Consider the following 26,228-nt stretch of genomic DNA (forward strand, 5'->3'; position numbering starts at 1 on the left):
CCGTCCGCCGTCCCACCGAGGCGGCGCGCCTTGAGCAGCACGTTCATGTGCCTCGGGTGGGCTACCCATTGAGTTGTGATCGGTCCAGCGCGTCGAGTGAAATGGCCTTCCACCGGCTGCTAGGCCTTGCTGGGCCTCGGGCCAAACGGGGTCCAGGCCCATGCCCGCGACGAACGTCACGCAGCGCTGGATGTCGATGAGGTCTTCTGGGGCCGCTTTCAGCCGCTTGAAGTGTGCGATGCCATGAGGCGAGCATCTCACGACGGGCGAGACTTCCTGAGCGAGAGCAACCACTCGACTCGAACAGGCTCTGACCCAATCAGTGGACACAAATTCACCGGTGTGAGAGACTACTCCGTTCGCCAAACGAAGGGTCTGGCCGATGTCACACTCTGACGGCAACACGGACTGGGGGCGGATCATCCGCGACATGATCGCGCGTAGCACCGACTCTGCCCCCACCGAGCCCGGGGTCTACCGGATGCCGTGTGGGAACTGCTACGTCGACTTCTTCCTCGCCTCGGACGGCACCGAACGGTGGCTCGTCCCAGGCGATGAGCGCAGCTACACCCGCGACACCGTGGCCATCGCTCGCCACGGCGAGCACCCGTGGGAGCGGATGTACACCCTCGGCCATGCCGCCGCCGAGATCCGCCGCCGCGCGACCGCCGACGGCACACCCGTTCTTGTCCTGATCGATGAGCTGGCAGCGGTCGCCGCCACGGAGGATGCGGCGGAAGACGAGGAAATCGCCCGTATCGCCCGGGAGCGTCCCGCCGACAGTGCGGAGGTGGCGCGCTCCGATCTCGCCCGGAAATTCGGGATCGATCTCGACGAACTCTAGGAACATCTAGCGGTGTCTACCGAAACGCTAGACACCGCTAGATTCTGCTAGACATCCGTCACATGCGAGGAGCGTTAGCCGTGAGTGAGTATCCGTGGTTCGACTTCGACCGAGTCGACTACGTCACCGCGGACACCCACTTCAGCCACGCCCGGATCAGCGAACTCGCGGACCGTCCATTCACCACCGTCAACGAGATGAACACCGAGCTCATCCGCCGCTGGAACGAGACGGTCGCCCCGACAGATGTGGTGCTACATCTCGGGGATGTCGCGCTCGGGCCGATCGAGGAATCGATCACCCTCACCGCGCAGCTGAACGGTCACCGGTACCTCGTCCCCGGGAACCATGACCGGGTCTCACCAGCGACACAGTCCAGGAAGGCGATCGAACGGTTCGCGCCGCTCTACGAGGCGGCCGGGTGGACGATTCTGCCGGAGGTCATCGAAGGCACCCGGCACGGCTACCGGATCCTCGCATCCCACTACCCGTACAAGGGCGACTCGCAGGAGTCGGACCGACACACGTCGCACCGGCCCCGCTGGGACGATGGGATCCCGCTGTTGCACGGTCACACGCACGCACGCGACCACGGCCCGAATGGGCACCAGTTCCACGTCGGCGTCGACGCCCACGCATACGCGCCCATCCCGTTCACCGTCATCGACGAGTGGGTCCGGGGCCTACCGGATGTCGAGCCGTGGCTCGATGTGGCGGTCCGTGAAGCCCGTCAACTCCTCGCCAACCTCGACGCCACCGAAACCTCGAACTCCGACGCGATGTTCTACACGATGGGCTACAACGAACTGCGCGTCGCGCTGGAGGAACTCCTCGGCGCGCTCTACTCTTCCCACCCCGACTCCCCCGGGAACACCGCCAAGGCTTAGGACTGCCTCGGACGCGCTTTCGGCGCGGGCGACGGTATGAACAGTTCGCCTGCCGCGGGGCCGGATCGGAGGGTCCGCGGTTCTCGTCGGAAGCGGATCCATCCACAACGCTGCCAGTGCACCATCGTCAGGTACCGCGGCGACGACGACGTCCAGGCAGCCTGATGCTCCGCGGCGCTGAGATCGTGCGACGCGAGCTCCGGGAATACTTCCCGGAAGGTCGGGGATTGGCCGTGTTCGCGGGCGTAGCGATGGAGGAATGTCACAGCGCGACGCGCCCACACCGGCGCCGTCTCGTCAGCGGTGAGTTCAATGAACAGCGGCGCGAGGTGAGGTGCCGACCACGGCTTGTCCTCCCGGCCTGAGTCGGCCGACACCACGCATTCCTTGCCCTCGACCGTCATCGCAGAGATCCCACCCCGGACTCAGCTCCGGTCACGGGTGTCGTCGGGTGCGCGTTGCGTGTCGGCGGGACCCGCAGGCTCCTCGCCCTGATCTCGTCCTCCAGCTCGGCTGCTGGATGAACCCGCATCCATGACTGCCTTCAGCGCCGTGGTGTACTTCTCTCCTGTCACCTTCACGCGTTCCCGCGCGTCGTGCCGCAGCCGACTGGAAGTTCGTTTCTTCTGCGTCATGCCGACGTCCTTCGCGTGTCTGGAATTCGAGTATTCGTCGATGGCTCGACGGGAGTGCTGCGACGGAGTCCGTGAGCCTGTGATGGGCCCCGCGGGGCGGGCGGGTCAGATCGTTGCCTGCCTGCGTCCGAGGTAGACCCGTTGATGCGCGCCCCGCGTGGGCGGACCGGGATGCCGGCGCTATGCAAATGCCGGTTGATGGTCATCTCGCTACAGCCGGCGAGCTGCGCGATCTGTGCGATGGTCCAGTGCTTCGTTTCATAGTGATCGCGGAGCCAACGGGGGTCGAGGTCGAAGGTGCGGGGTCGTCCCCTTCGAGTCCGGGTGCCCGCGTCGGCGAGAATGCGACCCACTGTCTGCCGAGACACCCTCGTGTCTGCGGCGATCGTGTAGGTGGAAGCTCCCGCCGCGTACACCTGCGTCAGCCGGTCTGGTGGCATGGCTTCTGTCGCTGTCGCTCGTGCCGGCCGGATGGGCGGCCACGACGGCGCGATCTGGGGTCCGACTTCCGGGAGCTGAGGGGTGGGTTCGGGTGTCCAGGTGACGGGCTCCTGAATGCCGTTGGCGACGAGGAACTCTGCGGCGATCTGATCGAGCGCCGCCCGCACCGCCGGCGGGAGCTCCTCTACGAAGCGGGCTACGGCGGGCGGGCTCGCCCTGGTCGTGTGCCACGCCGTAGGCATCGCACGCAGCGGGTTCCCGGAGAGTTCTTGGTACAGGGCTGCGCGCGCCAACTCCCAGCGTCGTCCGCTCCCTGGGGACACGCCCGCGTCCCGGCAGAGCTGCCCCCACTGTGATTCGGGCAGGAGATCGGTGTAGTCGAGGTGGCGGCGGCGGGCGTAGTCGATGGGCACGTCTTGCGTGTCCAATAGAGCTGCCAGGCGGAGGACCGCGTGCAGGGTCGTCACGTGGTGAGTGCTGCGGCCCAGCTCACGCATCACGTGCGTCACCTGCCGTGACGGTGCGTGCGGATCGAGCAGCGCGAGCGCGGCGGAGTGTGTGAGCCTCGTGCCGGTAAACACGACCGCTGCTGCCAGCGCGGACGCGGCGATCTCGTTGTCGACCCGCAGTGGGGCGTACTGGGCGATCCAGTCCCCCCACAACTGTGCCGGCACTTTCCGTGCTCGCTCTTCCGGGCTGACGCCCGACGGCGGTGCGGACTGCAGAAACACGGTGGGGCGGCGGCGGCGACCCAGCGCGGCCGCGATCAGGGTCTGTAGTTGTGGTGTGTGCGCGGTGTACGACGTGCTGTGCGCCAGCCGCCCCTGCAGCAGGGAGATGATCGCGGCCGGATTGGTCAGTGCGCGGTGACCGAGGGTGGTGCCGACAGCGGCCCCGACGGCAGAGTCTGGTCGCGCCCGGATCGCCCTCGTCCAGTCCTCGCTCATCTCGAACAGCCCAATGAGCTCCCGGCCCAGCGGGCTCGCGTCGATGCTGTGACCGCCGACGATTGCGTCCCGCGCGGTGCGGGACAGTAGCCGAATGTCTTCCAACACAGGCACGGCCGGCTGCGGTGCATCAGCATAGATCCCGAACTGCGCCTGACCGGTGGAGACGATGCGCATCATCGCCCGTTGCGCATCCAGCACCGCCTGCGGCACCGGCGTGCGGGTCCGGTCCTCGGTGAGGTCCGCGCGACACCGGTTGGCCTGCGGACCCCTCCCCGGACCCCGCACGGGATTGTGGCAACGCCCGGGAACGGGAACAAGTGCGAGCGGGTGAGCGCGGTGTCGGGCAGGAAGATCACAGGTCTGGCACCGATCCACGAGAAGGCGGCGGTGGCGGGCACAGGCGAACCCGAACGGGAACTGCCACGACATCCGCCACCGTCCACCCGAATCGACCAGGCATTCCGGGCAGTATCGTCCCGCGGTCCCTGCAGCCGGGCATTGCGCGCTGATCCGACCCTGCCGGGTATAGCGGATCGCGTGACGGGCGAAGCGCATCCTCGTCATCTCGTGAAACTGATCGGCAGGGATGCCCGTGGAAGCCTCAAGCCGGGCAGCCTGCTCCTCGGTGAGGGTTGTGGCCCACTTGTCCGCCATCCACGCGGTCGCCGATACAGCCAAACCCTTCTCCTGCTCGATGAGACCGAGCGCGCATGCCATCTCGTTCATCGTCGCCCCATAGGTGGCCGCCATCTTCTCCAGCCAGGAATCGAACGGCTCATCCGGCAGTGGCCGCACCCGAAACGGCAGCACCCGCACCTCGTCGGAACGCGTCGCGGCCTTGCCGGTCATGCGGCTGCCACCTCGCCACCCTGGGTCTTTCGGCGGCGGCCCGCTCTCTGGCTTCGAAGCTGCCGTTCCAGCTTCGCCTCCAGCTCACGACGTTCCGTCTCGGCGCCCTCGTCGATGCGAATATCATCGAGCAGCTCCCGATCGATGCGTTCCCTGCCGGTGCGGATTGCGCGCGATGCGCCGCGGCGGATCAGGTCCATCAGCGACCCGATGTTCCCGGTCGTGCGGGCGAACAGGTACCGCGAGAGGTCGACGAGCATCCCGTCTCTCCCGTCGGTCAGCACGAGGGCCTGGTCGATGCCGAACAGCAGCCGGTCCCATTCATCGCGGCCGCGTTTGTGGGCGAGGGTGAAAGGTTCCAGGCTGAGGACTGTCCACCGTCGGAAGGTCTGCGCCATTGCTGCGCCTTCGCCGGTCTGGCCCTCCCCGACGAGTCCCCGCTTGCGGAGGGCGACACCGGCGAACAGGAACGTGGCGTTGTATTCATTCGAGAGCCACTTCAACTGGTTCGCGACCTCTACCCCGTCACGGGTATTCATCCGCAGGAAGTGGAGATCATCAACGATCACCAGGCGCGTGTCGTGGCGTTCGATGCACTCCGCGGCTGCCCGGGCAAGATCTCTACCCGCCATCGAGCGGTGCAGGATCCCGGCGGTGGCGGGGTGGGCGTAGAACCCGAGGATCATCATGTGCAGACCCTTGATCGTCGGCCGGCCCGTCAACGTCACATGACACACCGGCAGGTGCCGCACGTCCCGGTCCTGATCCAGCCACTCCCCGGCCTCCGCGATCCGCTGCTGGTGGAACACTCGACCGAAGTTGTTCACCACCGTGGACTTCCCGAGCGCCGGCGGCGCGTCGATCGCCGCCGCTGACTTCACCCGGTCGGCGTCTTGCAGGTTCGAGTCCAGGATGTCGCCGAGTTGCAACTCGATCTCCTGCACCTGTCGGGTGCGCAGCAGGATGTTCGCGTGCCACTGACGCCGCGCCAAGTCATACCCGACACGCTCCTGCGTGGATAGCGCCGCCAGCCGCTTCAGCGTGAGGGTGTCCGGACGGGTCCGGGCTGGGCGTTCTGCGAAGTCGTTCCACCCCTCGTAGGTGGACAGGCTCCGCTGCCGTGCTCCCGCCTGCGGCTGGGGCTGGGTGGTTGTCATCGGAGCATCTCCATCGGCTCGAAGCGGTAGTCGCCACGGATGGTGGGCTCGTCGATGTCGTCCTCGTCGTCATCATCTCCGGTCTCCGGCACATCGACCCGTGTCCTCGGATCCCTCACCCCGCCGGTCAGCTCCGTCGCCAGGTCCGACCCGGCCGTGAGTTCTGCGTCCAGCATCCGTTGCACCGTCCGCAACGACCACACCCCTTCCGGATCGGGGTTCTTCTCATCCAGGCGGGCCGCCATCCGGGCGCTCATCCGCCGCTCCGACGGTGTCAACCCTCGGCCCGCGCCCCAGTCCTCGAGCAACTGCGCGGCAACATCATCGACCTGCGAGGGGCGGCCCTGCCGGATCGCAATCTTCTTCGCATACTCCAACGCGTCCAAACTGAACGGGGTGTCGAACGCGTCCTTGTGCTCCCACTCCAGGGTGTGCCAGGTGTGATCCTCCGGGTCGTGGAAGTAGATCTTCGTCAGGTCGTCCGGGTTCACCACGAACGGCCACTCCGTGCCCGTGTCCCGGTGGATCGACCGGGCCCGGTTGCGGTACTTCGCCACCGAATCCCCCGTGTAGCGAAGATTGTGAATCTCCACCCCATAGTGGTTGAACTGACGCTTCACCACCGGCAGCAGCTCCAACAGCACATTCCGGTCCGTCGGCATCCGCAGCGAACCCGCGACAGCGAGCCCCTGGTCATACTTCTGCGCCGGACTCAACTTCACACCCGGGAGGCTGGGATCGGCGAGCGACTCATGCGGGCGGAGGTGATAGACCGTCGCGATCCACTCGCGGATGATCTGCTCCAACTGCGGAACCGTATACACCGCCTCACCCTCAACATCGTCCCCACGACCCGACACGTCCGCACCCTTGTAGCCGGGGAGCTCCTGCAGGAGAGAGTCGAGAGTGCGAAAGAAGCGCTCCACCGGGCTCTTGTCGGTGGGCTGGTAGATACGGGCTGGCTGGATTGATATGCCCAGTCGGGCGCACGCGGTGGTGACATGCTCGGAGAGGAAAGGGCGACCGTGGTCCACGACGATCGTCTCGGGCAAGATGCCGGCGCGTGTGAAACGGGCGACATCGGTTCGGGTGGGGTCGACGAGCACCGTGTCAGGCACGCCGTGATACGGGACACGAGCGGCGGTATCCCAACTGCCCGGTAGGTCGAACGGCAGCATCGCTTCGACGAGAACACCGGACACGTCGATGGACTTGGTCGATCCTGGCGTCAAGCGCAGCCCGAGAATGCACCGTGAGTAGAGATCGATCGCGACCGTGAGGTCCGCGCAGACCCACTTGCCCGTCACCGGAGCGACGGCGAACACATTCAGTGGGGTGGTGTCAAGAAGTACGAACTCACCGGGACGTGACGCGGTCAACCGTCCGTAGGGAGCGGCGGGCCGGTTCGCGATCGATCTCTTTGCCTTCGTGGAACCCGCGAAAGTGCCTCGTCCGCGGGTGAGCTCGTCCAAGCCCCGGTATGCGCTGGCGGTGGACGGGAATGTGACGACGTCGGGGCCGTGAAGTCTCTCGATGCGTGCGCGGATCCGGGCGAGGATGATCTTCTTCTGCACCTTGGACTGATCGTCCTGCTCATCGAGTATCGTTCGCGCGGCGTCAACCCACCGCGGGTCGAAGTTTGTCAGTGCCGCACCCGTCCGTGACATCCGGGTATCGATGAGACCCGCTTCCCCGGTGTCTCGATACCGGGAGACCCATCGCTCCAGGGTCCGTAGGCCTATGTCGAGCTCTTTGGCCTTGGCCTTCTGTCGCTCTCGGAGCGGCCGTTGCGGGTGGTACTCCAGTCGTGGCTCGCCCTCTCGGGCGACCTCACGACTGCCCGACCGGTATCCCGTGAGCACCTCACGGACGTGATCCGCCCGATGGTGAGCACCCGCCTGAGCGGACTGGGTTGCGTCCGACCAGACAAGCATCAAAGGTTGCGTCTGCTCGTCGTCGCCCACCCTGCCTGGCACGTGCACTCTGCCGCCTTCCGACTCCGGTTGCAGCACATCGATCATGCGGAGACGGCGAGTGCGCCCATCCGCGGTGCGGACGATGACGGCGCCATCACCGATCTCCGCGACCGTGCACATCTTTCCGTCGTAGGCAATCTGGGCCCCCGGGCTGACCTTCCAGGTGTTCTTCATCGGACGCGTTTCCCTTCTCGTTGATCTGCGGGTGTGTGGATCGTCGCGCTCGACACTCATGTCTCCAGGAGGCTGGTGATGTCGAGCACGCGGGTGAGGTCCGTGTGCAGGCGCCGCGTCCACATCAGGTGCAACACAACGGACCGAGCCAATCGCGGATCGGCAGTGATCGCCGTGACAGCTCGCACCGCTTCGCCGAATGTGACCGGAGTGGATAGCAACTCTGCTGCGCCATCGACTTCGGACTCGAGGAACTGGAAGCGCCGCCTATACCCGGCGAGGAACCGCACGTTCGCCAGCACGACAGGATCGGGCTCGGATTGCACCCGGTACTCCCAGCCGTGCCCCTCGATCACGCGCCGCGACCATCCCAGAGAATCGCGCACTTTCGGGCGTGACAACTTCTCAGCCGGCTTCACATCAACCACGCACCCCGACTCATCGGCGTGGACGAACAGGTAATCCGGGACGTGCTTGCGGCGCGTGCCGCGATCATCGCCGTCGAGCAGAAACGGCTGCGAGAGGATCCACACCACCCGCGGGTCGAAGTCGGCCAGCAGCAGGTTCACATACTCCAACCGCGACTCGTACCCCACCGGGGCCTCCATCGTCGCCGACCAGTACGAGCCGGAGAAGTGTCGCTGCTTGCGGTACCAACGAAACTCCCGCCACGGCACCGCGGTATCGAACTGACGAAGACGAACATCATTCAAGGCGATGACATCGACGTGATCGTCTGACCTGCGAATCTGAACCGTCGACGCCAGCCCGGTCACAGCCCCGACGCTCCCTGGTACGACAACGGAAACGAACCAGCCCCTGCGGTCCGGCGGTTTGTGAACATGTCGCCATCATGGGCGCCCACACACGCGTGCATCCATGCACGAAACCACCACGAATACGTAACACACGTCATACCGAGTTGCTCTTGCGAATCGGTCAATTACGTACTACGTGACGTACGTTCTAGTGAATGTCACATTCACTGTACTCTCGAAACGACCAGAATCAAGTTGTGTACGTCAGATAGACAACACCGGGAAGGAAGTCGCCTCGGAATCACCTCGCGCACGTGCCGGACGTCGGTGACGTATGCGAAACTCGGGGCATGACGATAGTGGAGCCGATCGCACCAGCGGAGTCGCGGCTGTTCTTCGGCAACAGCTACATGAACGCTGTCGTCATAGAGATCGCCGCCCTCGAAGGCGACACCTTCTCTCCCAAGCAGATCGTCGAAGCGACTGGACTGTTGGGGAGCATCGTCCACCCACTGATCCACAAGCTCCGCGACGCACACTTCCTTGAGTTCGTCGGACGCGTGCCCGGAGAGCGGACCCTGCTCTACCGGATCCGTGACAACTACTGGTGGGAAGCCGCGCGACGCTACGCCGCCGACCGGGAAGCCGCATCGGCCGAGCGCACGGCTTCCTAACTGCCTGGGGACTGCAGCGGAACGTAATAGGCATCCAGATCGATTGCTAGAGCTGTTCCCAGCCGGGAAAGTGCGCGATACAGACGCGTCGCGAACCAGATCAGTTCCTGTCCTCCTGGGGAGTACGCGACCCCGTCAGTCTGATCGAAGGCGCCTCCTCGGACAGCAATGCCGAGATCGAGCCCCGTGGGCTGAGGCTCGGTGATCGAGCCCACAGCTGCAGCACCGCGGATATCTCCCCAATCAAGATCCGTGCTGAGAAAGACACCCAGGATCGGCTTGGCTTCCGGATCCTGAGCTGGATACGTACCGCCTGCATGCCGGATCTCCGCTGAGGTGCGGTGAAGTCGGCGAACGCTGGCGACCTTGTCCCGGGCGTAGTCGAGGTTCTCCTTGTTCATTCTGGGCTTCACCTCACAAACGGCGTACAAGCTCTCGACCGGCACGAAGCGGACGTCGCCCTGCTCGAAAAAAAGGGGCGAGTACTGTCGATCGAAGATCGCAATGTCGATCTGTCCGCTCTGTTGCCCGAGGGAGTCGATTGCGAAGATTGGCCCGACCCCGTATCGCTGGGGAAGAAACTCCCGGAGCACGCTGACCCATTGCTCCTCGGTGGCGTCACCCTTGGTGCCGGGATGATCTGTGAACTGCGGCATGAGCCCCAGCCCTGTGAGCATGTGGTCCTGCTTCGCCGTATATGCCTTGGCAAGGTCGAACGGTTCGGACATGGGTGGTCTCGCTTTCAATGGACGCGGCTGGGAGATCGCCCGCGGGGATGGTGTCGAATGTTCGTGTTCGGACGCCACGCGCTTTGTGTAGGTCCACGACGTAGTTCTACCCGTCGCGCATAGCGGTCAGCAATGATGTGGGCAGCGGCCGGTACTGGTGAAACCTCAACTTCGATGTTGGACTTCAGTGGCTTCGCCGGGTGGCATCTGGTTCCGCGAGCCCTGATCGGTTGCTGTGAGTGCGAGCGCGGCACGGTGGAGTTCGATGCCGTCTGGCGATTGCGCGAGCACCCATACGCTCAGGTGCGGGCGGGGATTCGGTGACCCAATAAGCGCGATGAATCGATGGAAGCGAAGTTCCAAGTCGACGAGGTGGGAGATGTAGGTGTTGAGATCCAGCGGGCTGGGTTCTGGCGGACCGTTGGGATGGGTGTGCCATTCTCCGATCCATTGTGAGCGGTCGACCTTGTGGGCGCGGTCCGCGGCGAGTTGGGTGTATTCGAGGTCACGGAGGAAGTAGCCGGGTTGGTGGACGGCGTTCGGACCGGGTGCGGAGGCGGATGTAATGACGAGGGCGTTTTCGTGTCCGAAGAGTGCGCCGCCGGTTTCGAGCGTGGGGTCGCTTCTCGCGATGATCGTTCTGATCGATGTGAGCGCACCCTGGGTGATACCGACGGTCCAGCTCACGGGTGGCGATGGCATGCGGGGCAGTCCGGGTAAGGGGGCGTCGCGGAGGACCAGTGCGGGTGGAGTGCTCGTCGCGCATCGAAGGGGGCGGCGTAGCCGGGTGATGGGCGGAGGGCGATGACGAGGTTGTCATCGGTGAGGGTCTGATCGACTTCACCGGCGTTTTGCAAGAGAGTCGCGACGGCGACTTTCGCTGCGATGCTCCCAACGAGGTGAAGGTCTCCACCTATTGCGGTCATCGGGTTGTGTCGGGTGCCGTCCCCGTAGCCTCGGTCCAGGCTCGGTTCGGGATCGATCATTCCGTTGTCGCGCATGTATCGACGCTGACAGTCGAGGCATCCGACCTCGGGCAGTGCACGGATGCGCAGAATCTCTCCGTATCTGCCGTCGGCGAGGACGCAGGCGAACACAATCGGTTTGCCCGCACGGCGTGCAAGGTAGTTTGCGACGCGTCGGGGTTCGACTCCGTCGACGGTGCAGATGATGATGTCGGCGGCGTCAATCAGGGGTCGGGTGATGTTGGCGTTGGCGGTGAGGTCGATGGGCCATGGGCTGATGTTGCTTTCCGGCCACTGCCTGTTCAGGGATGCCTTTAATCCATCCACTTTGGACATTCCAACGCTCGCGGCAGCGAGGACGTGCCGGGGAACGTTGTGGAAGAGGATCTTGTCAGGATCGACCAGGTCGATGTGGCCAACTCCGTAGCTTGCGAGTGCTTCGGCTGCGGCTCCTCCGATGCTGCCGGCGCCTAGCAGGAGCGCCCGCGAGGTCGAGAGGAGGCTGGTTGGCCAGAGGCTTCCAAGGGCGGTCACATGCTGGGTTCCGTCCTGGATGTCCAAAGAAATGGGGCGGACGGTGTCGTTCGAGATCGTCCACGCCGACCAGGCCGGAAGCCGTTCCCCATCGCGGATCTCCGGAGGGTCGGGACAGAAGGTCACGGCGATGTGCCATTGGCCGGGAAGCGGTGCGATCGCCTGCGGGACGAGGGTCTGGAAGGCGTCGAAGGGCATTGTCGCGTGTTGGTGGGTGAGAAGGTACGCGCAAAACGCGGCGTCCGCCGGCACTCGGTACCAGTGGCCGACGCGATTGAAGTCGGCGACCGTGAGGAAGTGGTCGGGATCCTCCGTGAGATGGACGAGGTCCGAGTCTTCGTTCGAGAGGGCGACGACTATGGCGGCCTTGTCCGGTGCGGACAGACGGCAGGTGAGATTGCCCCACGCGTACGACTTGTCGATGACCTCCATCGCTTCGGTGGGCAACAGCACCAGCCAGTTCTCGCCACTCATGCGCTGTGCTCGGTCACGCTGTCTCTTCCGCGGTCGCGGTGATCAAGTGATCGAGTTGCTCGTCGGTGACGATGCCGTTGACTGTCATGTTCGGGATCTTGCCGCGCTGAAACAGGGCGAACTCGATCATCCATCCCGACGCTTTCAGGATCAGATCGCTGGTCCGCGAGAAGAGGTCCCACTGGTCGGCATCACGGAGCAGGCAGAGGCCGCCATTGGGGAGCACGTGGTACTGGGTGAAGCTTCGCAGGGTGACGTCGGGCTGCGGTTCCAAAGGGTAGAGGATTGGTGGGACCGCGGGGAAGCCGTGCCCGTACGCGACCCGCGCGCGCAGCGGCTGGTCGACGAGGTTTGACAGCCCGGCTGGTTCGGGTCGTGTGAATGGCCATACCGGGAGTGCGCCGCTGAAGTGACCGGCACCTTCGGGCGTCCACTCGAGGGCGGGGGCCACCGAACCGATGTCGTCGATCTCCTGCGCGAGACGACCCGGGTCATCCTCCCACCAGCTGCGGAGGATCAAGGTCAGCCCTGCGGGGAATCGCGAACCGGACGCGGCCCAGTCTCTCCCGCTCCACCGGGAGGCAGTACGAGCGGGAACGCAGTCCCGAAGACGGACTGCCAGTGACGTGTCGCGGCCGGCTGATCATTGGAGGCGACGGCCCGAAGCGCCGCGACGGCGTCAGCTGCTGCATCCTCTAGGGACCTGCGCAGACCGGCCACGTCCAGACTCGGCTGGATCAACCCGGAGAGCTCCGCGGGATCTTCAACGCGCAAGGAGTGCGTCGAGGCGTTGACGAAGAAGTTCTTCAACGCCTCGGGTCGGTTGTTGCTCACCGACAGGCAGTCCAACGCGAGAACCTCCATCACGAGCGACTTGACCGTGCCGGTCACATCTTCATGCTGACGCGACCAGTACTTGAGGACCCGGACCAGCGGGCGAAACAACGACCAGTCCTGCTGCCGCCGTGCGACCTCGTTGATGAGGTACTCAGGGTCTGCGAGCGACCAGCGCTCCTCCTTCTTGAACGGGATCAGGATCCCGTCCGGACGTCGCAACGCTGGCATCACATCGACAGTGAACGCGTTGTCCTGCTCCGGCGGATCGACGAAACACTTCGCGGCGCGATTGCGGTCGGCGGTGCGGATCAGGCGCACCAGCTGCGCGCGCGATCCGTGGGACACGGAGAGGAGATCGTTCACCAGATCATGGCAACGCTCGATCGCCTCTTCGGCAGAGCCCCCGTCCTCGCCCCAGTCCGGGTGCTCGTCCTGATCGAACTCGACCACGAGATCCACATCATGCACCGGCTGCAGCTGGGTGCTGCGGGCGAGCGAACCCGACCCCCACACCACCTTCACATCCGGCGCGGTCAGCAACGCGGACGTGAAGGTGTCGCGACGGTCACGGGCAATCTGCACGACCTTCACATCCGCGTCGACAACCGACTGCAGGGTAGCGAAAGACTCGAGAACCGTCATGGAGCACCTCTCCCCAGCGGCCCGGGTGCGGGCGCTGATTCAGCGTACGGCCGACCTCGGACATCTTGCGGAAGAGTCGCCGTCTCTCGTCCCGCATACTCGGCGCCCTCACGTCCGACTACATGCAGCGTTCTCAGGAACATGGCGGATCCGCCATTTGTCCGCCACTTCATCTGAGAATCCGCCATCTTCGCCGAGAACCTACAAAGTTCACTACATCCCCGGCGCCATATCCGCGAACCGCGAATAGTGCCCCTGGAACGCCACCGTGATCGTGTCGGTCGGCCCGTTACGGTGCTTCGCCACGATCAGGTCGGCCTCACCCGCACGCGGGCTGTCTTTCTCGTACGCGGCCTCGCGGTGCAGGAGCACCACCATGTCGGCATCCTGCTCGATCGAGCCCGACTCACGCAGGTCGCTCAGGGCGGGCTTCTTGTCGGCACGCTGCTCCGCACCACGGTTCAGCTGCGACAAGGCGATGACAGGAACCTGCAGCTCCTTCGCCATCAGCTTGAGCGCACGCGAGAACTCACTGACCTCTTGCTGACGCGACTCGACGCGCTTACCGCTGGTGAGCAGCTGCAGGTAGTCGATGACCACCATCTTCAGACCCTCGCGCTGCTTGAGGCGACGGCACTTCGCACGGATCTCGACGAGCGTCATGTTGGGGCTGTCGTCGATGTAGAGGGGCGCGTCGTTGATGCGACCGCGAGTGGAGGCGACCGTCGTCCAGTCGCGCGAATCGAGCGTGCCCTTGCGCATGCTCTGGAGCGGAATCGACCCCTCGGCGCTCAGCAGACGCATCGCGATCTCGCTGCGCCCCATTTCGAGCGAGAAGAAGATCGTCGGCATGTTCGCCTTGACCGCGGCGGCACGGGCGAAGTCGAGCGCGAGCGTCGACTTACCCATGGCGGGGCGCGCGGCGATGACGATCATCTGGCCCGGGTGCAGACCGTTCGTGAGCTGGTCGAGGCCGGCGAAGCCGGTGGGAATACCGGTCATCGACCCGTCGCGACCGCGAGCGGCCTCGATCTCTTCGACCGCGGCATCCACCGCCATCGTCAGGGGAATGTAGTCTTCGGCGCTGTCGTCGCCCGACACGTTGTAGATCTCGGCCTGCGCGCTGTTGACGAGCTCGGTCGGGTCGCCCTCGCCCGCGTAGCCCATCTGCACAATGCGCGTGCCGGCCTCGACCAGGCGCCGCAGCAGCGCACGCTCGGCGACGATCGACGCGTAGTAGCCCGCGTTGGCGGCGGTCGGCACGATCGACGTGAGCGTGTGCAGGTAGTCGGCGCCGCCGGCGCGCTGCAGCTCACCGGTCTTGATGAGCTCATCGGTGACGGCGACGACGTCGGTCGGCTCACCGTGCGAGTAGAGCGTGAGGATGGCCTCGAAGATCAGCTCGTGCTTGGGCACGTAGAAGTCGGGCCCGCGCAGCGTCTCGATCACATCGGCGACGGCGTCTTTCGAGAGCAGCATGCCACCCAGGGCGCTCTGCTCGGCCAGGATGTCGTGGGGCGGCGTGCGCTCCTGACGCTGGGGTCCTCCGAGACGCTCTTCTGCGATGTCGGCGATCGCCACAGGCACTCCTTCTCAGATCGGACGCACTCGCCCATCGACCGCGGCCCGCGGTGCGGATCGCGTCGGACGGGTCGAGATGACGACCTCAGGCAGCATCGAATCACCAAGTTCCGACATCGACGCGCGGGTGGTGACGGGTGAGCCCGATGGGATGCACCTACGGTAAGCACCACCCCTCCCCCACGCAAACAAGCCTGTGGATAACTCTGTGGACAGGTTGCGAGAAACGCCGCGAAGGCTGTGCACAACTGCTGTGGAGAACTCGGGCGATCATGTGGAAACAGATTTTCGATGTGCACCCTGACCTGGCCTTTACTTATCCACAGGAAAGCTGGGGGAATCCTGGTTGAAGTAAGCCTTGAAGGTTCTCGGACTTGACAAAAAGGTGTGTACAACTCGGGGGATAACTGCGCCGAGCAGATACCTATGGCGACCACCCCTGTCAAGTCGCGTTCACCCGCGGCGTGTCGGTCGTACTCCCGCGTTTCACCCGGCGCTCCCTGGCAGTTCACTGAGTCCTTCCCCTCGCCGTGCTGGCGGGCGTAGAGTCCTGCGTCATAGGTCACCGCCGATCGGCTTTGGGGAGTTCGAGATGGATGCCATGACCCGGGCACACGCACACCGTGCGTTGCGCCTGCTCGGTCTGGCCTTCCTCGCCGCCGTCGCCTGGGTGGCCCTCTCGCTCACTCTGACCACGTCATCGGCCTCGGCCAACGACGACTCCCGCTCCGGACTCCTGGGCGTCGTCGGCGACACCGTGCAGGGCACGGTCGGTGCCGTGGACGGTCTCGTCGACACGGTCGATGACACCGTGGCATCCGTCGCCGACCGGATCGAGCCGGTGACGGCCCCGGTGGTCGCCGTGGTTCCCGCGCCCGTACGCGAGCCGGTCGCCGAGGTGACGCACACCGTGACGGATGCCGTCGACACCACGGTCGACCGCGTGAACGACACCGCGGCGAGCGCGATCGACGTCGTGACCGACACCGTCTCCGACGTCGCGGGTGCCGAAGTCGTCGGCGCCATCGTCGACCCGGTGGTCGACACCGTGGTCGCGGTGCCGGTCGTGGGCGGAATCGTCGACGAAACCGGCCTCGACGACGTCGTCACGGGCGTCACCGACGTGGTCGACCGCACCCTTCCCACGATCGTCGGCACGGCGCCGCCGACCGGTCCGCTCGTGCCGAGCCTTCCCGACGGCACAGTCGACGAGATCGTCGACACGGTCACTCCCGCGACTCCCGCGCTTCCCCTGATTCCCGCGCTTCCGCTCGTTCCCGCGACTCCCGCACTCCCCGCGCCCGGCACCGACGTCACCACCCCGCTGCCGGCGGCAGTGACCGAGGGCGTCGAGCTGGCCGTGCCCGCCGCACCCTCCGCGGCGGCCGCTGCGCGCGCCGCGACGTCCGCCTTCGCCGCGGCCGCGGTGCTGTCCGCCGCCGATACGCCCGCCGCCGCGCCGCAGGCCCCGCCCCGCAGCGAGACCCCGGTGATGCACGCGCTGGGCGATGGCATCCCGGGTTCGTCATCGGCATCCGCGTCTTCGGGTGGTGCGAGCCCCGCGGCCGCGCGCCTCGACGATCGTGCGAGTGCGCCCACCTTCGTTCTTTTCTCTCGCAGCGCACTCGTCGACGACGATCTCCCCGGCGCTCCGGTGTTCGACACCGACGTCTCTCCTGACTGAGGCGGGCCTCGTCGTGCTTCGGCGCGACAGACGGTCCCGCGCGTTCGCGCACCCTCATTCACATCTCAGGAGAGAACTCTCATGCGCAAGATCTACTCGCGCGCCCTCATCGGCGCGTTCATCGGCGGCGGCTTGGCCGTCGTCGGAGCCGGCGTGGCCAACGCCGCGGAGACGTCGGGCACCGACGGCCTCCTCTCGGGCGACCAGGCGATCATCTCGGTCGACCTGCCCGTCACCCTCGGCGGCAACGCCGTGTCGCTCCTCGGCGACAGCCACAGCGAGGATGCCAGCACCTCGGCCCCTGCGTCGGAGCCCGCGCCCGACGCCACCACCGATGGCGGCGACGGCATCGGTTCGGGCAACCAGGGCATCATCTCGATCGATGTGCCCGTGACCGTCGGCGGCAACGCCGTGTCGGTCATCGGTGGCAGCGAGACCGCGGATGCCGAGACCTCGACGCCCGCTCCCGCCCCGGCTCCCGCTCCCGCTCCCGCTCCGGCTCCCACCCCGGCTCCCGCTCCGGCGGAGGAGGCGGCGCCGACCGACGTCGAGACCGACGGTGCGGACAGCATCGGCGGCGGCAACCAGGCCGTGGCGCCGATCTCGGTGCCCGTGACCGTGGGCGGCAACGCCGTGTCGGTCATCGGCGACAGCAACACCTCGGATGCCAGCACCACCGGCGGCACCACCTCGGGCTCCGGCGAGGCCGACACCGACGCCTCGGACAGCCTGCTCGGCGGCAACCAGGCCGTGGCGCCGATCTCGGTACCCGTGACCGTGGGCGGGAACGCCGTGTCGGTGATCGGTGACAGCGAGACCGTGGATGCCGGCACCACCGGCGGCAGCACCTGGGGCTCCGGCGAGGCCGACACCGACGGTACCGACGGCCTCCTCGGCGGCAACCAGCTGATCGCCCCGATCGGCCTGCCCGTGACCATCGGCGGCAACGCCGTGTCGGTCATCGGCGACAGCCAGACCGAGGATGCCACCACGACCGGCGGCACCACGGGCAGCCTGCCCGGCGACACCACCACCGACGGTACCGACGGCCTCCTCGGCGGCAACCAGCTGATCGTGCCGATCAGCCTCCCCGTCACCATCGGCGGCAACGCGGTCTCGATCATCGGCGACAGCACGACGGTCGGCTCCGAGACCGGAACCCCCGAAACGCCGGGTACGCCTGGAACGCCCGGTACCCCTGGAACTCCCGGAACCCCCGGAACCCCCGGAACCCCCGGAACCCCCGGGACGCCTGGTACCCCGGGAACCCCTGGTACGCCGGGAACCCCTGGCACGCCTGGTACCCCGGGAACACCGGGAACCCCCGGGACGCCCGGCACGCCCGGCACGCCCGCGAGCTCGGCCGTGACCGGTTCCGTCGCCTCGGTGTCGTCGGCGTCGGCTCTGCCGGCGATGGCATCCGGCAACCGCACCCTGGCCGTGACGGGCACCGACGCCGGATCGCTGTGGGGCCTCGGCCTCGCCGCCCTGGCCATGCTCGGCCTCGGAGGCGCGGTGCTCGCCCGCCGTCGCGCCACCGCCTGACACCCCGCCGGGAGGGGCTCCGGCCTCTCCCGGCTCGGGCACCGGATGCCATCGCCCGCCGCGGCATGGCATCCGGTGTTCGGCGTGCCGGGGGGAACCCGGGAGGAGCGGAGGATCAGGGACCAGCGGAGGACCCGCGCAGCGAAACCCTCCTCCGCCCCGCCCGCGCCCTCCGCACGCCCCTCCCGCACGCCCCTCCACAACAGCCCGAGACACGCATGCCACGCACCCCGCCCCGCCACCGAGAGCGCCGCGGATCCCCGCGCACCCACCCCCGCGACAAGCGGAGGATCAGGGACCAGCGGAGGACCCCCACAGCTAAACCCTCCTCCGCCCCACCCGCGCCCTCCGCCCCGCACGCCCCACCGCACGCGCCCTCCGCCCGCACGCCCCACCGCACGCGCCCTCCGCCCCGCCCACGCCCTCCGCCCCGCACGCGCCCTCCGCACGCCCCTCCCGCACTCCGAGCAGCGCGGTACCCGGCGCCACCCAGGCTCAGTCGGCCAGGCGCCAGTCCTCGAAGCTGAACCCGGGCGAGACGAGGCAGCTGACGACCGCCTCCTCCTCTTCGGCGAGCTGCGCGGCCTGCCACACGCCCGCCGGAACCGTGTACTGCAGCCGCTCCCCCGCCGCCAGGTCGGGGCCGAGCACGACGGTGTGGTCGAGCTCCGGGGCCGACCCGTCGCCGCCGAGCGACAGCGCGAGACGCCCCGGCCCGTGCCACAGCCACACCTCGTCGCTCGTGACGACGTGCCACGCGCTGTGCTCCCCCGGCGTCAGCAGGTAGTGGATGCACGTGGCGGCCGGGCGCGCACCCGCGGGCGTTTCGACCGCGACCGTCCCGGTCCACACGCGTCGGAACCAGCCGCCCTCGGGGTGCTGCTCGAGGTCGAGCAGGCGGGCGGTGGCGGGGCGGTCGTCAGTCACAGTGCACTCCGGTCTCTCGGGTGAAGGCGGTGGATGCGAAGCGCACCACGCCGTCGATCACGGTCGCCGCCGCGCGCCCGGCGCCGTCGACCGCGAGGGTCTCGAGCGTGTCGTCGACCGGGCCGGCATCGACGTCGAAGAATGCGAGGTCGGCCACGGCGCCGACGGCGAGGTATCCCGTGCGCTCGGGGCCGGTGTCGAGGCCCATCGCGTGCGCGCCGCCGAGTGTCGCCGCGCGCAACAGCAGGGATGCCAGATCCCGGTGGGCGTATCCCTGCGCCCGCGCGAGGCGGTGGAGCGCTCCCACGTCGGCGAGCAGGTCGAGCGACGGAGACGACGACAGCGAGTCGGTGCCCACGGCGATCGCGTTCCCCTCGACGAGGTACGCGGCCACGGGCGGCTCGTCGAGTCCGATCACGGCGTTTGACCGCGGGCACAGGGCCACGGTGGTGCCGCGCAGACGCAGGGTCGCGCGGTCGCGCGCCGTCATGTAGACCCCGTGCGCGATGTGGCAATCGGGGCCGAGCACGCCGAGCTCGTCGACGAACTCGGTCGCCCCCGTGCCGAACCCCTCGTCGCGCAGCGCCTGAAAGCTCACCGGACGCCGCTCGCGCCACGGCAGCGCCTCGCCGTGCTCGCGCTCGAACGCCGCCTCGCCGAGGTGAATGTGCAGGCGGCTCCCCCGCTCGCGCACGATGTCGGGAATCTCGAGCAGCGGCTCCACGTCGAGCGAGTACGGTGCGTGCGGCGAGAGACCGGTGCCCGGGGGCGACGGGAGGGAGTCCAGCGCCGCCTCGACCTCGGCCCTCCCCCGCTCGGCCCAGGCCTCGTTGGTCCAGCTCATCACCTCCCAGTAGGTGATGCCGTGCAGCCGGGCGTCGTGCAGCGCCGACGCCGCCTCGACGTCGGTGACGATGTCGGCCACCGCGGTCGTGCCGGCGGCGATCATGTGCGCGGCCCCCGCCCTGGCATCCATCGCCCAATCCAGGCCCGACTCGTAGACCGGCTGGAAGGCTGCGGCCCAATCTTCGAACCCGGCGTACGAGCCGCGGCCGACCTCGGCCATGCCCGTGTACTGCAGGTGGGAGTGGGCGTTGACGAGGCCCGGCATCAGCACGCCGGGCCAGTGCACCTCGTCGAATTCGACCCCGCGCTGGCGCAGCTCATGCCGCACCCACTCGCGGTCACCGACGTGACGGATGCGCCCGGCGGCCACGGCGATCGCGCCGTCGACGATGGGCGGCGCGGTGATGGGAATGACGAGGGATGCCGAATACAGCACGACAGGCCCCGGACGTTCTTGCACGACCCTCAGCCTAGGGACGCGGTGTGACGGCCAGATGTCGCACGGGCGGTGCGGCGCGGCGGCGGCCGTCACGGTTTGGGGCGGATTCCGTGCGTTGGGGCGCACGATGCCCGCCCCGAAGGACGGATCGCGCCCCAACCCCGACGAAGCCGTGCCGCCACCGAACGCAGAGCGGCCCCGGCCTGCCGAAGCAGAACCGGGGCCGTGTCTGGAGCGAATTACTTCGCGGCAACCACCTGGAGGGTGATCACGGCGGTGACGTCGTCACGCAGGCGAACGGTCGCCTCGTGCTCGCCGACCGACTTGATCGCCGAAGTGATCTGGATCTTGCGCTTGTCGAGCTCGCCCAGGCCGGCAGCCTTGACGGCGTCAGCGACGTCGCCGGTCTTGACCGAACCGAACAGACGACCCTCGGCACCGGCCTTGACGGCCAGCTTGACGGTGGTCGACTCGAGCGAGTTCTTCAGGGCCACGGCATCTTCGTGGGCGTGGATCGCGCGGGCTTCGCGAGCGGCGCGAATCGACGCCACCTGCTTCTCGCCACCGCGGGACCAGGACACGGCGAAGCCCTGGGGGATGAGGTAGTTACGGGCGTACCCGTTCTTGACCTCGACAACGTCACCGGCGCTACCGAGCCCGGTGACCTCATTCGTGAGAATCAGCTTTGCCATCGGGTGCTCCTTAGCGGCCAGCGCCGGCGTAGGGCAGGAGAGCCATCTCGCGCGCGTTCTTGATGGCGCGGGCGATCAGGCGCTGCTCCTGCACGGAGACACCGGTGATACGACGGGCGCGGATCTTCCCGCGCTCCGAGATGAACTTGCGGAGGGTCGCGACGTCCTTGTAGTCGATGACGCCGACGCGGATCGCCTTCGCGGGGGCTGCGTTCTTCGCGCCCTTCCGCGGCTTGCGGCGGTCGCCAGTGGCCTTTCCAGCCATGCTTCCTTCTTTCGTGTGGGTTCGGATGCCGGGGCGGGCGAGCCGCCTGGCGGGTGGCATCCGGAATTTTCGGGGTCGTCACGCCGTGAGGCGCGACGAGATCAGAACGGGGTGTCGTCTCCGTAGGAACCGGGAGTGCTCCAGGCGTCGGCGCCGCCGGCCGCGTTGTTCGACCCGGGGGTCGACCACGGCTCGTCGTTCGACTGCTGCACCTGCGGGCGCTGTCCGCCGCCGCCACCGCCGCCGCCCGAAGAGGCAGCGCGGGTGACCTGAGCGGTCGCGTAGCGGAGCGAGGGGCCGATCTCGTCGACCTCCAGCTCGATCGAGGTGCGGTTGTTGCCCTCGCGGTCCTGGTACGAACGCTGCTTCAGGCGACCGGTCGCGATGACACGGGAACCCTTCGTCAGCGAACCGGCGACGTGCTCGGCGAATTCGCGCCACACCGAGGCACGCAGGAAGAGCGCCTCGCCGTCCTTCCACTCGTTCGCCTGACGGTCGAACGTGCGGGGAGTCGACGCGATCGTGAAGTTCGCCACCGGCAGGCCGTTCTGCGTGTACCGCAGCTCGGGGTCAGCCGTGAGGTTGCCCACGACGGTGATGACGGTTTCGCCGGCCATCGTCGTTACTTCGCAGCCTTCTCGGCGGACTCGACCTTGCGGGGAGCGGCAGCCTTGCGAGCAGCCTTCTCCTCGGAGCGCTTCGCCTCGGCGGCGACCTGAGCGATGGCCTCCTCCGCGCGGAGGACCTTGGTACGCATGATCTGCTCGCTCAGCTTCAGCTGGCGGTCGAGCTCCTGCGTGGCCTCGCTCGTGGCGATGAAGTCCACGACGGCGTAGATGCCCTCGTTCTTCTTCTTGATCTCGTAGGCCAGACGACGGCGGCCCCAGACATCGACCTTCTCGATGGTTCCCCCATCGTTGGTGATGACCTTGAGGAACCCGTCGAGCTTCGGAGCGACCTGGCGCTCGTCGATCTCGGGGTCGAAGATGACCATGAGTTGGTACTGGTGCGTCACTAACCCACCTCCTTCGGACTAGAACGGCTGACGGGCATTTCCCGGCAGCAGGAGGGTGTGTTGCACGTCGTCTCGGGCTTACACGCGCATGGGCGTCGCCAGACAACCTTCGTAGTCTAACGGATGCCACTGCCCGGGGGGAATCGAACCTCTCTGGGCCCGTCGGGGTGTGGGGCGAGCGGTGCGGGTCCCGGGGCCGGAACGCCGGCGCTCGGTAGCGTGGAGGCGACGACGGAAGGCGGAGCGCATGGCCCTCGACACTTCGGCCCTCACGGGTCCGGTCGACCGCGCCGAGGTGCGCGCGTTCACGGCCCGACTGCGGCGCGAGGGGAAGCTCACGAGCATCGTCCTCACGGTGGTCGGGTTCGTCGTGGTGGGCAGCATCCTGCTGCTCTCGGCGACGCTGCTGGCCGCGGTGGTGAGCTTCGGACTGCTCGCGGACGCCGACGGCCGGCCGAGCCCGATCGGCATCCTCTTCCTCCTGGTGTTCGTCGCGGCGGTGCTCTCCGTCGGATATGCGCTGGGGAAGCTGCTCCACGGGCGAGCCGAGCACCGCTACCGGCTCGCGCGCTTCGCCGAAGCCAACGGCATGTCGTGGACCCCGACGGTCTCGAACCCCGGCCTGCCCGGCATGATCTTCAGCGAAGGACGCGACCGCGAGGCGACCGACGTCGTGCGCGGACCGCTCCCCGGCGGCGTCGAGATCGGCAACTACACCTACAAGACCGGGTCGGGCAAGAACGAGCAGACGCACAAATGGGCGTACGTCGAGATCCGGCTCGACACGCCGCTGCCCCACATCGTCCTGGATGCCGTGGGCAACAACGGCCTGTTCGGCGGGTCCAACCTCCCGGCGATGTTCAGCCGCGATCAGCGTCTGAGCCTCGAGGGCGACTTCGACCGGTACTTCGCGCTGTACTGCCCGAAGGGCTATGAGCGCGACGCCCTGTACCTGTTCACCCCCGACGTCATGGCGCGGTTCGTCGACAACGCCGCCGCCCTCGACGTCGAGATCGTCGACGACCGCCTGTTCCTCTATGCCCGGCGCGAACTCTCGACCCTCGATCCCGCCGTGTGGGAGTGGATCTTCGGCACGGTGGATGCCATCGACGACAAGCTCGCGCAGTGGGCGCGGTGGCGCGACGAGCGGCTCACCGCTGACGCCGCACCCGCCGCCTCGGGCATTCCGCTCCTCACTCCCCCGCCCGCCGGCGTCGCCCGGGAGGGACGCCGGCTGCGCCGCGGCTTCTCGTGGATCGGAGCGGTGATCGCGGTGCTCGCGATCGGCTGGTGGCTGTTCTCGGTCGTCGTGGACATCATCGTCGGCTGACCGCGGAGCGGTCGGTGACGCGCGGCGCGCGCCGAACTCCTGAGATCCGGGCGGCCGCTGGTCGGCGGCCTGGGCCGAACTCCTGACTTTTCGCCGGTAGACGGCTTTCGCCACGGCATCCGGCGACTGAGGCATCGGATTTCAGGAGTTCGGCCGCGGGCAACCCGCCATCGACGTCTCGGAACTCAGGAGTTTGGCGCGCACTCCCGCCCCGGCCGGACTCGCCGCTGCACTCAGTGCGCCGACCAGCCGCCGTCCATCGTGTAGCTCGCGCCGGTGACCATCCCGGCATCCGGGCCCGCGAGCCACAGCGCCAGCGACGCGACCTCCGACGGCTCGACGAGCCGCTTGATCGCGGCATCCGTCAGCAGCACCTTCTCGAGCACTTCCGCTTCAGGGATGCCATGCGCCCGCGCCTGATCGGCGATCTGTTTCTCGACGAGCGGCGATCGCACGTATCCGGGGTCGATGCACACGCTCGTGACGCCGCGCGGTCCACCCTCGAGCGCCGTGGTCTTCGACAGACCCTCGAGACCGTGCTTTGCGGTGACGTACGCGGACTTATATGCCGATGCGCGTATGCCGTGAACACTCGACACGTTCAGCACCCGGCCGAGGCCGCGCTCGTACATGCCGGGCAGCGCCGCGCGAATGAGGAGGAACGGCGCTTCGAGCATCAGGCGCAGCATGAACGAAAACTGCTCGGGCGCGAACTGCTCGATCGGGCTCACGTGCTGGATGCCGGCGTTGTTGACCAGGATGTCGACGTCGAGGCTCAGGTCGGCCAGGGCCGCCGTGTCCGACAGGTCGACGGTCCAGGCGTGGCCGCCGATCTCGGCGGCGAGGGCCTGAGCACCCGCGCCGTTGAGATCGGCGACCGTCACCTCGGCACCGGCCCCGGCGAATGTCCGCGCGATCGCCGCGCCGATACCGCTGGCGCCCCCGGTGACGAGGGCGCGGCGCCCACTGAGGTCGATGCCCACTATTCCTACTTCCCTCGCGCCGCGTCGGCGGCGTCAATGGCGCGCAGCGAGATGCCGCGCGTTTCCTTCAGCGACAGCACGGCGACCGACGTGACGACGCACGCCACCACGATGTACATCGCGATCGGCAGCCACGAACCGAAGTCGCGCAACCACTGCGTCGCCAGAATCGGCGCCAGCGAACCGGCGAGGATCGCGGTCACCTGTGCTCCGAGCGAGACGCCCGAGTACCGCATGCGGGTGGGGAAGAGCTCGGCCATGACCGCGGGCTGCGGCGCATACATACCGGCGTGGAAGACCAGACCGATCGACACGGCCGCGACGATCACGACCGGGTTCAGCGTGTCGAACATCGGGAAGGCGAAGAACGCCCACGTCGCGCTGAGGATCGCGCCGGCGAGGTACACCGGCCGACGGCCGATGCGGTCGGCCAGGCGTCCGAGCGGCGGGATGACGGCGAAGTGGATGACATGGGCGATGAGCAGCGCGAGAAGGAGCTGACTCGTGTCGTAGGCGTGCACCGTCTTCAGGTAGACGATCGAGAAGCTGACGACGATGTAGTAGACGATGTTCTCCGCGAACCGGACGCCCATCGCTTGGACGACACCCTTGGGGTAGCGCCGCAGCACCTCGACGACGCCGAACGACGTGGCCTTCTCGTGCTCGACCTGCTTCTTGGCCTCGAGGAAGATCGGGGCCTCTTCGACGTGGGTGCGGATGTAGAAGCCGACGAGCACGATTACGGCCGAGAGCCAGAACGCGATGCGCCAGCCCCAGTCGAGGAACGCCGCGGGCGAGAGCACGAACGAGGTGATCAGCAGCACGGTCGTGGCCAGGAGGTTTCCGACCGGAACGGCCGCCTGCGGCCAGCTCGACCAGAATGCACGCGTGCGATCCGGGCTCTGCTCCGCGACGAGCAGCACGGCGCCACCCCACTCGCCGCCGACGGCGAAGCCCTGAATGAAGCGCAGGGCCACGAGCATCGCGGGCGCCCAGTATCCGACGGAGGCGAATCCCGGGAGGCATCCCATCAGGAACGTCGCCGCGCCGACGATGACGATCGTCGCCTGCAGCGTGGGCTTGCGGCCGAACCGGTCGCCGATCTGGCCGAACACGATGCCACCGAGCGGGCGGGCGACGAACCCGACCGCGTAGGTGACGAACGCCGCGATGATGCCGTCATAGGGGGATCCTGTCGACGGGAAGAAGAACGTGCCGAAGACCAGACTCGCGGCGGTGGCGTAGAGGAAGAACTCGTACCACTCGACGACGGTTCCGGCCATGGAGGCGGCGACAACGCGGCGGATTTTGCTCGTGGGGGCGGTGGGGGAGGCGCTGTGGTGCGCGGTGGTGGGGGATTCCATGCTGCTCCTTCGGTGTCGACGGTGACACCCGC

Annotated in this window: 26 protein-coding genes; 6 read left to right on the forward strand and 20 right to left on the reverse strand. The window is 67.3% G+C overall.

The features are described from left to right. Positions 1–382 precede the first annotated feature (382 nt). Together ACU6WY_RS14870 and ACU6WY_RS14875 are read left to right on the forward strand one after the other, a co-directional pair. Positions 383–844, forward strand: coding sequence for a hypothetical protein (locus ACU6WY_RS14870; protein ID WP_005054965.1), 462 nt, complete (start codon positions 383–385; stop codon positions 842–844). Between the two features lie 80 nt (positions 845–924). Continuing rightward, entirely contained in the window at positions 925–1,731 is an 807-nt protein-coding gene (locus ACU6WY_RS14875; protein ID WP_005054963.1) for a metallophosphoesterase, read from the forward strand. Here the strand turns inward: ACU6WY_RS14875 and ACU6WY_RS14880 are convergent. From ACU6WY_RS14880 to ACU6WY_RS14905, 6 genes are read right to left on the reverse strand one after another with little or no spacing between them, the layout of a single operon-like run. Continuing rightward, positions 1,728–2,135, reverse strand: coding sequence for a hypothetical protein (locus ACU6WY_RS14880; RefSeq protein ID WP_043341843.1), 408 nt, complete (start codon positions 2,133–2,135; stop codon positions 1,728–1,730). The two genes, ACU6WY_RS14875 and ACU6WY_RS14880, sit on opposite strands and share 4 nt — an antisense overlap. A 21-nt stretch (positions 2,136–2,156) precedes the next feature. Continuing rightward, positions 2,157–2,366, reverse strand: a complete 210-nt coding sequence (locus ACU6WY_RS14885; protein ID WP_133177970.1) for a hypothetical protein — start codon at positions 2,364–2,366, stop codon at positions 2,157–2,159. Continuing rightward, the gene (locus ACU6WY_RS14890; RefSeq protein ID WP_101305218.1) at positions 2,363–4,606 is read right to left on the reverse strand and encodes a TniQ family protein; all 2,244 of its coding nucleotides are present in this window, start codon (positions 4,604–4,606) and stop codon (positions 2,363–2,365) included. The genes ACU6WY_RS14885 and ACU6WY_RS14890 overlap by 4 nt, the downstream gene beginning before the upstream one ends. Then, on the reverse strand, positions 4,603–5,763 hold the full coding sequence (locus ACU6WY_RS14895; protein WP_005055282.1) for an AAA family ATPase: 1,161 nt from the start codon (positions 5,761–5,763) through the stop codon (positions 4,603–4,605). The genes ACU6WY_RS14890 and ACU6WY_RS14895 overlap by 4 nt, the downstream gene beginning before the upstream one ends. Further along, the gene (locus tag ACU6WY_RS14900) at positions 5,760–7,913 is read right to left on the reverse strand and encodes a DDE-type integrase/transposase/recombinase (protein WP_005055284.1); all 2,154 of its coding nucleotides are present in this window, start codon (positions 7,911–7,913) and stop codon (positions 5,760–5,762) included. Before ACU6WY_RS14900 ends, ACU6WY_RS14895 begins: the two co-directional genes overlap by 4 nt. 56 nt (positions 7,914–7,969) lie before the next feature. Then, entirely contained in the window at positions 7,970–8,689 is a 720-nt protein-coding gene (locus tag ACU6WY_RS14905) for a TnsA-like heteromeric transposase endonuclease subunit (RefSeq protein WP_005055286.1), read from the reverse strand. A 332-nt stretch (positions 8,690–9,021) separates the two neighbouring features. On the opposite strand from ACU6WY_RS14905, the gene ACU6WY_RS14910 reads away from it, so the two are divergent. Beyond that, a complete protein-coding gene (locus tag ACU6WY_RS14910) occupies positions 9,022–9,345 on the forward strand; it encodes a hypothetical protein (protein WP_005054589.1) in 324 nt (107 codons plus the stop codon). On the opposite strand, the gene ACU6WY_RS14915 is transcribed toward ACU6WY_RS14910, so the two are convergent. The 6 genes from ACU6WY_RS14915 to dnaB all read right to left on the reverse strand — a co-directional run bounded on the left by ACU6WY_RS14915 (position 9,342) and on the right by dnaB (position 15,106). Continuing rightward, positions 9,342–10,073 (reverse strand): DUF6602 domain-containing protein, encoded by a 732-nt coding sequence (locus tag ACU6WY_RS14915; RefSeq protein ID WP_005054591.1) that lies wholly within the window; start codon positions 10,071–10,073, stop codon positions 9,342–9,344. The two genes, ACU6WY_RS14910 and ACU6WY_RS14915, sit on opposite strands and share 4 nt — an antisense overlap. A gap of 165 nt (positions 10,074–10,238) precedes the next feature. Further along, on the reverse strand, positions 10,239–10,760 hold the full coding sequence (locus ACU6WY_RS14920; protein WP_052323164.1) for a Mov34/MPN/PAD-1 family protein: 522 nt from the start codon (positions 10,758–10,760) through the stop codon (positions 10,239–10,241). After that, positions 10,757–12,046 carry a ThiF family adenylyltransferase gene (locus ACU6WY_RS14925; protein ID WP_005054595.1) on the reverse strand — a complete coding sequence of 430 codons (1,290 nt, stop codon included), beginning with the start codon at positions 12,044–12,046 and terminating at the stop codon, positions 10,757–10,759. The genes ACU6WY_RS14920 and ACU6WY_RS14925 overlap by 4 nt, the downstream gene beginning before the upstream one ends. A gap of 13 nt (positions 12,047–12,059) precedes the next feature. Further along, on the reverse strand, positions 12,060–12,566 hold the full coding sequence (locus tag ACU6WY_RS14930) for a hypothetical protein (RefSeq protein ID WP_005054597.1): 507 nt from the start codon (positions 12,564–12,566) through the stop codon (positions 12,060–12,062). 2 nt (positions 12,567–12,568) lie between these two features. Beyond that, positions 12,569–13,525 carry an SMODS domain-containing nucleotidyltransferase gene (locus ACU6WY_RS14935; RefSeq protein WP_005054599.1) on the reverse strand — a complete coding sequence of 319 codons (957 nt, stop codon included), beginning with the start codon at positions 13,523–13,525 and terminating at the stop codon, positions 12,569–12,571. Positions 13,526–13,738: 213 nt separating this feature from the next. Next, complete coding sequence (dnaB, locus tag ACU6WY_RS14940) at positions 13,739–15,106, reverse strand: replicative DNA helicase (protein WP_483820397.1); 1,368 nt, start codon at positions 15,104–15,106, stop codon at positions 13,739–13,741. A gap of 601 nt (positions 15,107–15,707) precedes the next feature. Between dnaB and ACU6WY_RS14945 the strand changes: the two genes are divergently transcribed. Further along, positions 15,708–16,790 carry a hypothetical protein gene (locus tag ACU6WY_RS14945; RefSeq protein ID WP_483820398.1) on the forward strand — a complete coding sequence of 361 codons (1,083 nt, stop codon included), beginning with the start codon at positions 15,708–15,710 and terminating at the stop codon, positions 16,788–16,790. 81 nt (positions 16,791–16,871) lie between these two features. Next, complete coding sequence (locus tag ACU6WY_RS14950; RefSeq protein WP_483820399.1) at positions 16,872–18,335, forward strand: chaplin family protein; 1,464 nt, start codon at positions 16,872–16,874, stop codon at positions 18,333–18,335. Between the two features lie 495 nt (positions 18,336–18,830). Here ACU6WY_RS14950 and ACU6WY_RS14955 read toward each other — a convergent pair whose 3' ends face one another. From ACU6WY_RS14955 to rpsF, 6 genes are all read right to left on the reverse strand, one after another. Beyond that, positions 18,831–19,262, reverse strand: coding sequence for a cupin domain-containing protein (locus tag ACU6WY_RS14955; protein ID WP_483820400.1), 432 nt, complete (start codon positions 19,260–19,262; stop codon positions 18,831–18,833). Next, a complete protein-coding gene (locus ACU6WY_RS14960; RefSeq protein WP_483820401.1) occupies positions 19,255–20,568 on the reverse strand; it encodes an amidohydrolase family protein in 1,314 nt (437 codons plus the stop codon). Before ACU6WY_RS14960 ends, ACU6WY_RS14955 begins: the two co-directional genes overlap by 8 nt. A gap of 218 nt (positions 20,569–20,786) precedes the next feature. Further along, positions 20,787–21,239, reverse strand: a complete 453-nt coding sequence (gene rplI, locus ACU6WY_RS14965) for a 50S ribosomal protein L9 (protein WP_483820402.1) — start codon at positions 21,237–21,239, stop codon at positions 20,787–20,789. 10 nt (positions 21,240–21,249) lie between these two features. After that, positions 21,250–21,504 (reverse strand): 30S ribosomal protein S18, encoded by a 255-nt coding sequence (rpsR, locus tag ACU6WY_RS14970; RefSeq protein ID WP_013584646.1) that lies wholly within the window; start codon positions 21,502–21,504, stop codon positions 21,250–21,252. Positions 21,505–21,605: 101 nt separating this feature from the next. Continuing rightward, the gene (locus ACU6WY_RS14975; protein ID WP_483820403.1) at positions 21,606–22,121 is read right to left on the reverse strand and encodes a single-stranded DNA-binding protein; all 516 of its coding nucleotides are present in this window, start codon (positions 22,119–22,121) and stop codon (positions 21,606–21,608) included. Positions 22,122–22,126: 5 nt separating this feature from the next. Further along, positions 22,127–22,519, reverse strand: coding sequence for a 30S ribosomal protein S6 (gene rpsF, locus ACU6WY_RS14980; protein ID WP_483820404.1), 393 nt, complete (start codon positions 22,517–22,519; stop codon positions 22,127–22,129). A gap of 247 nt (positions 22,520–22,766) precedes the next feature. Between rpsF and ACU6WY_RS14985 the strand changes: the two genes are divergently transcribed. Continuing rightward, complete coding sequence (locus ACU6WY_RS14985; protein WP_483820405.1) at positions 22,767–23,849, forward strand: hypothetical protein; 1,083 nt, start codon at positions 22,767–22,769, stop codon at positions 23,847–23,849. Between the two features lie 233 nt (positions 23,850–24,082). Here ACU6WY_RS14985 and ACU6WY_RS14990 read toward each other — a convergent pair whose 3' ends face one another. Further along, complete coding sequence (locus tag ACU6WY_RS14990; RefSeq protein WP_483820406.1) at positions 24,083–24,832, reverse strand: 3-hydroxybutyrate dehydrogenase; 750 nt, start codon at positions 24,830–24,832, stop codon at positions 24,083–24,085. Positions 24,833–24,837: 5 nt separating this feature from the next. Next, entirely contained in the window at positions 24,838–26,196 is a 1,359-nt protein-coding gene (locus tag ACU6WY_RS14995) for an MFS transporter (RefSeq protein WP_483820407.1), read from the reverse strand. Positions 26,197–26,228 lie beyond the last annotated feature (32 nt).

This window comes from Microbacterium sp. ZW3a (genome assembly GCF_057167165.1).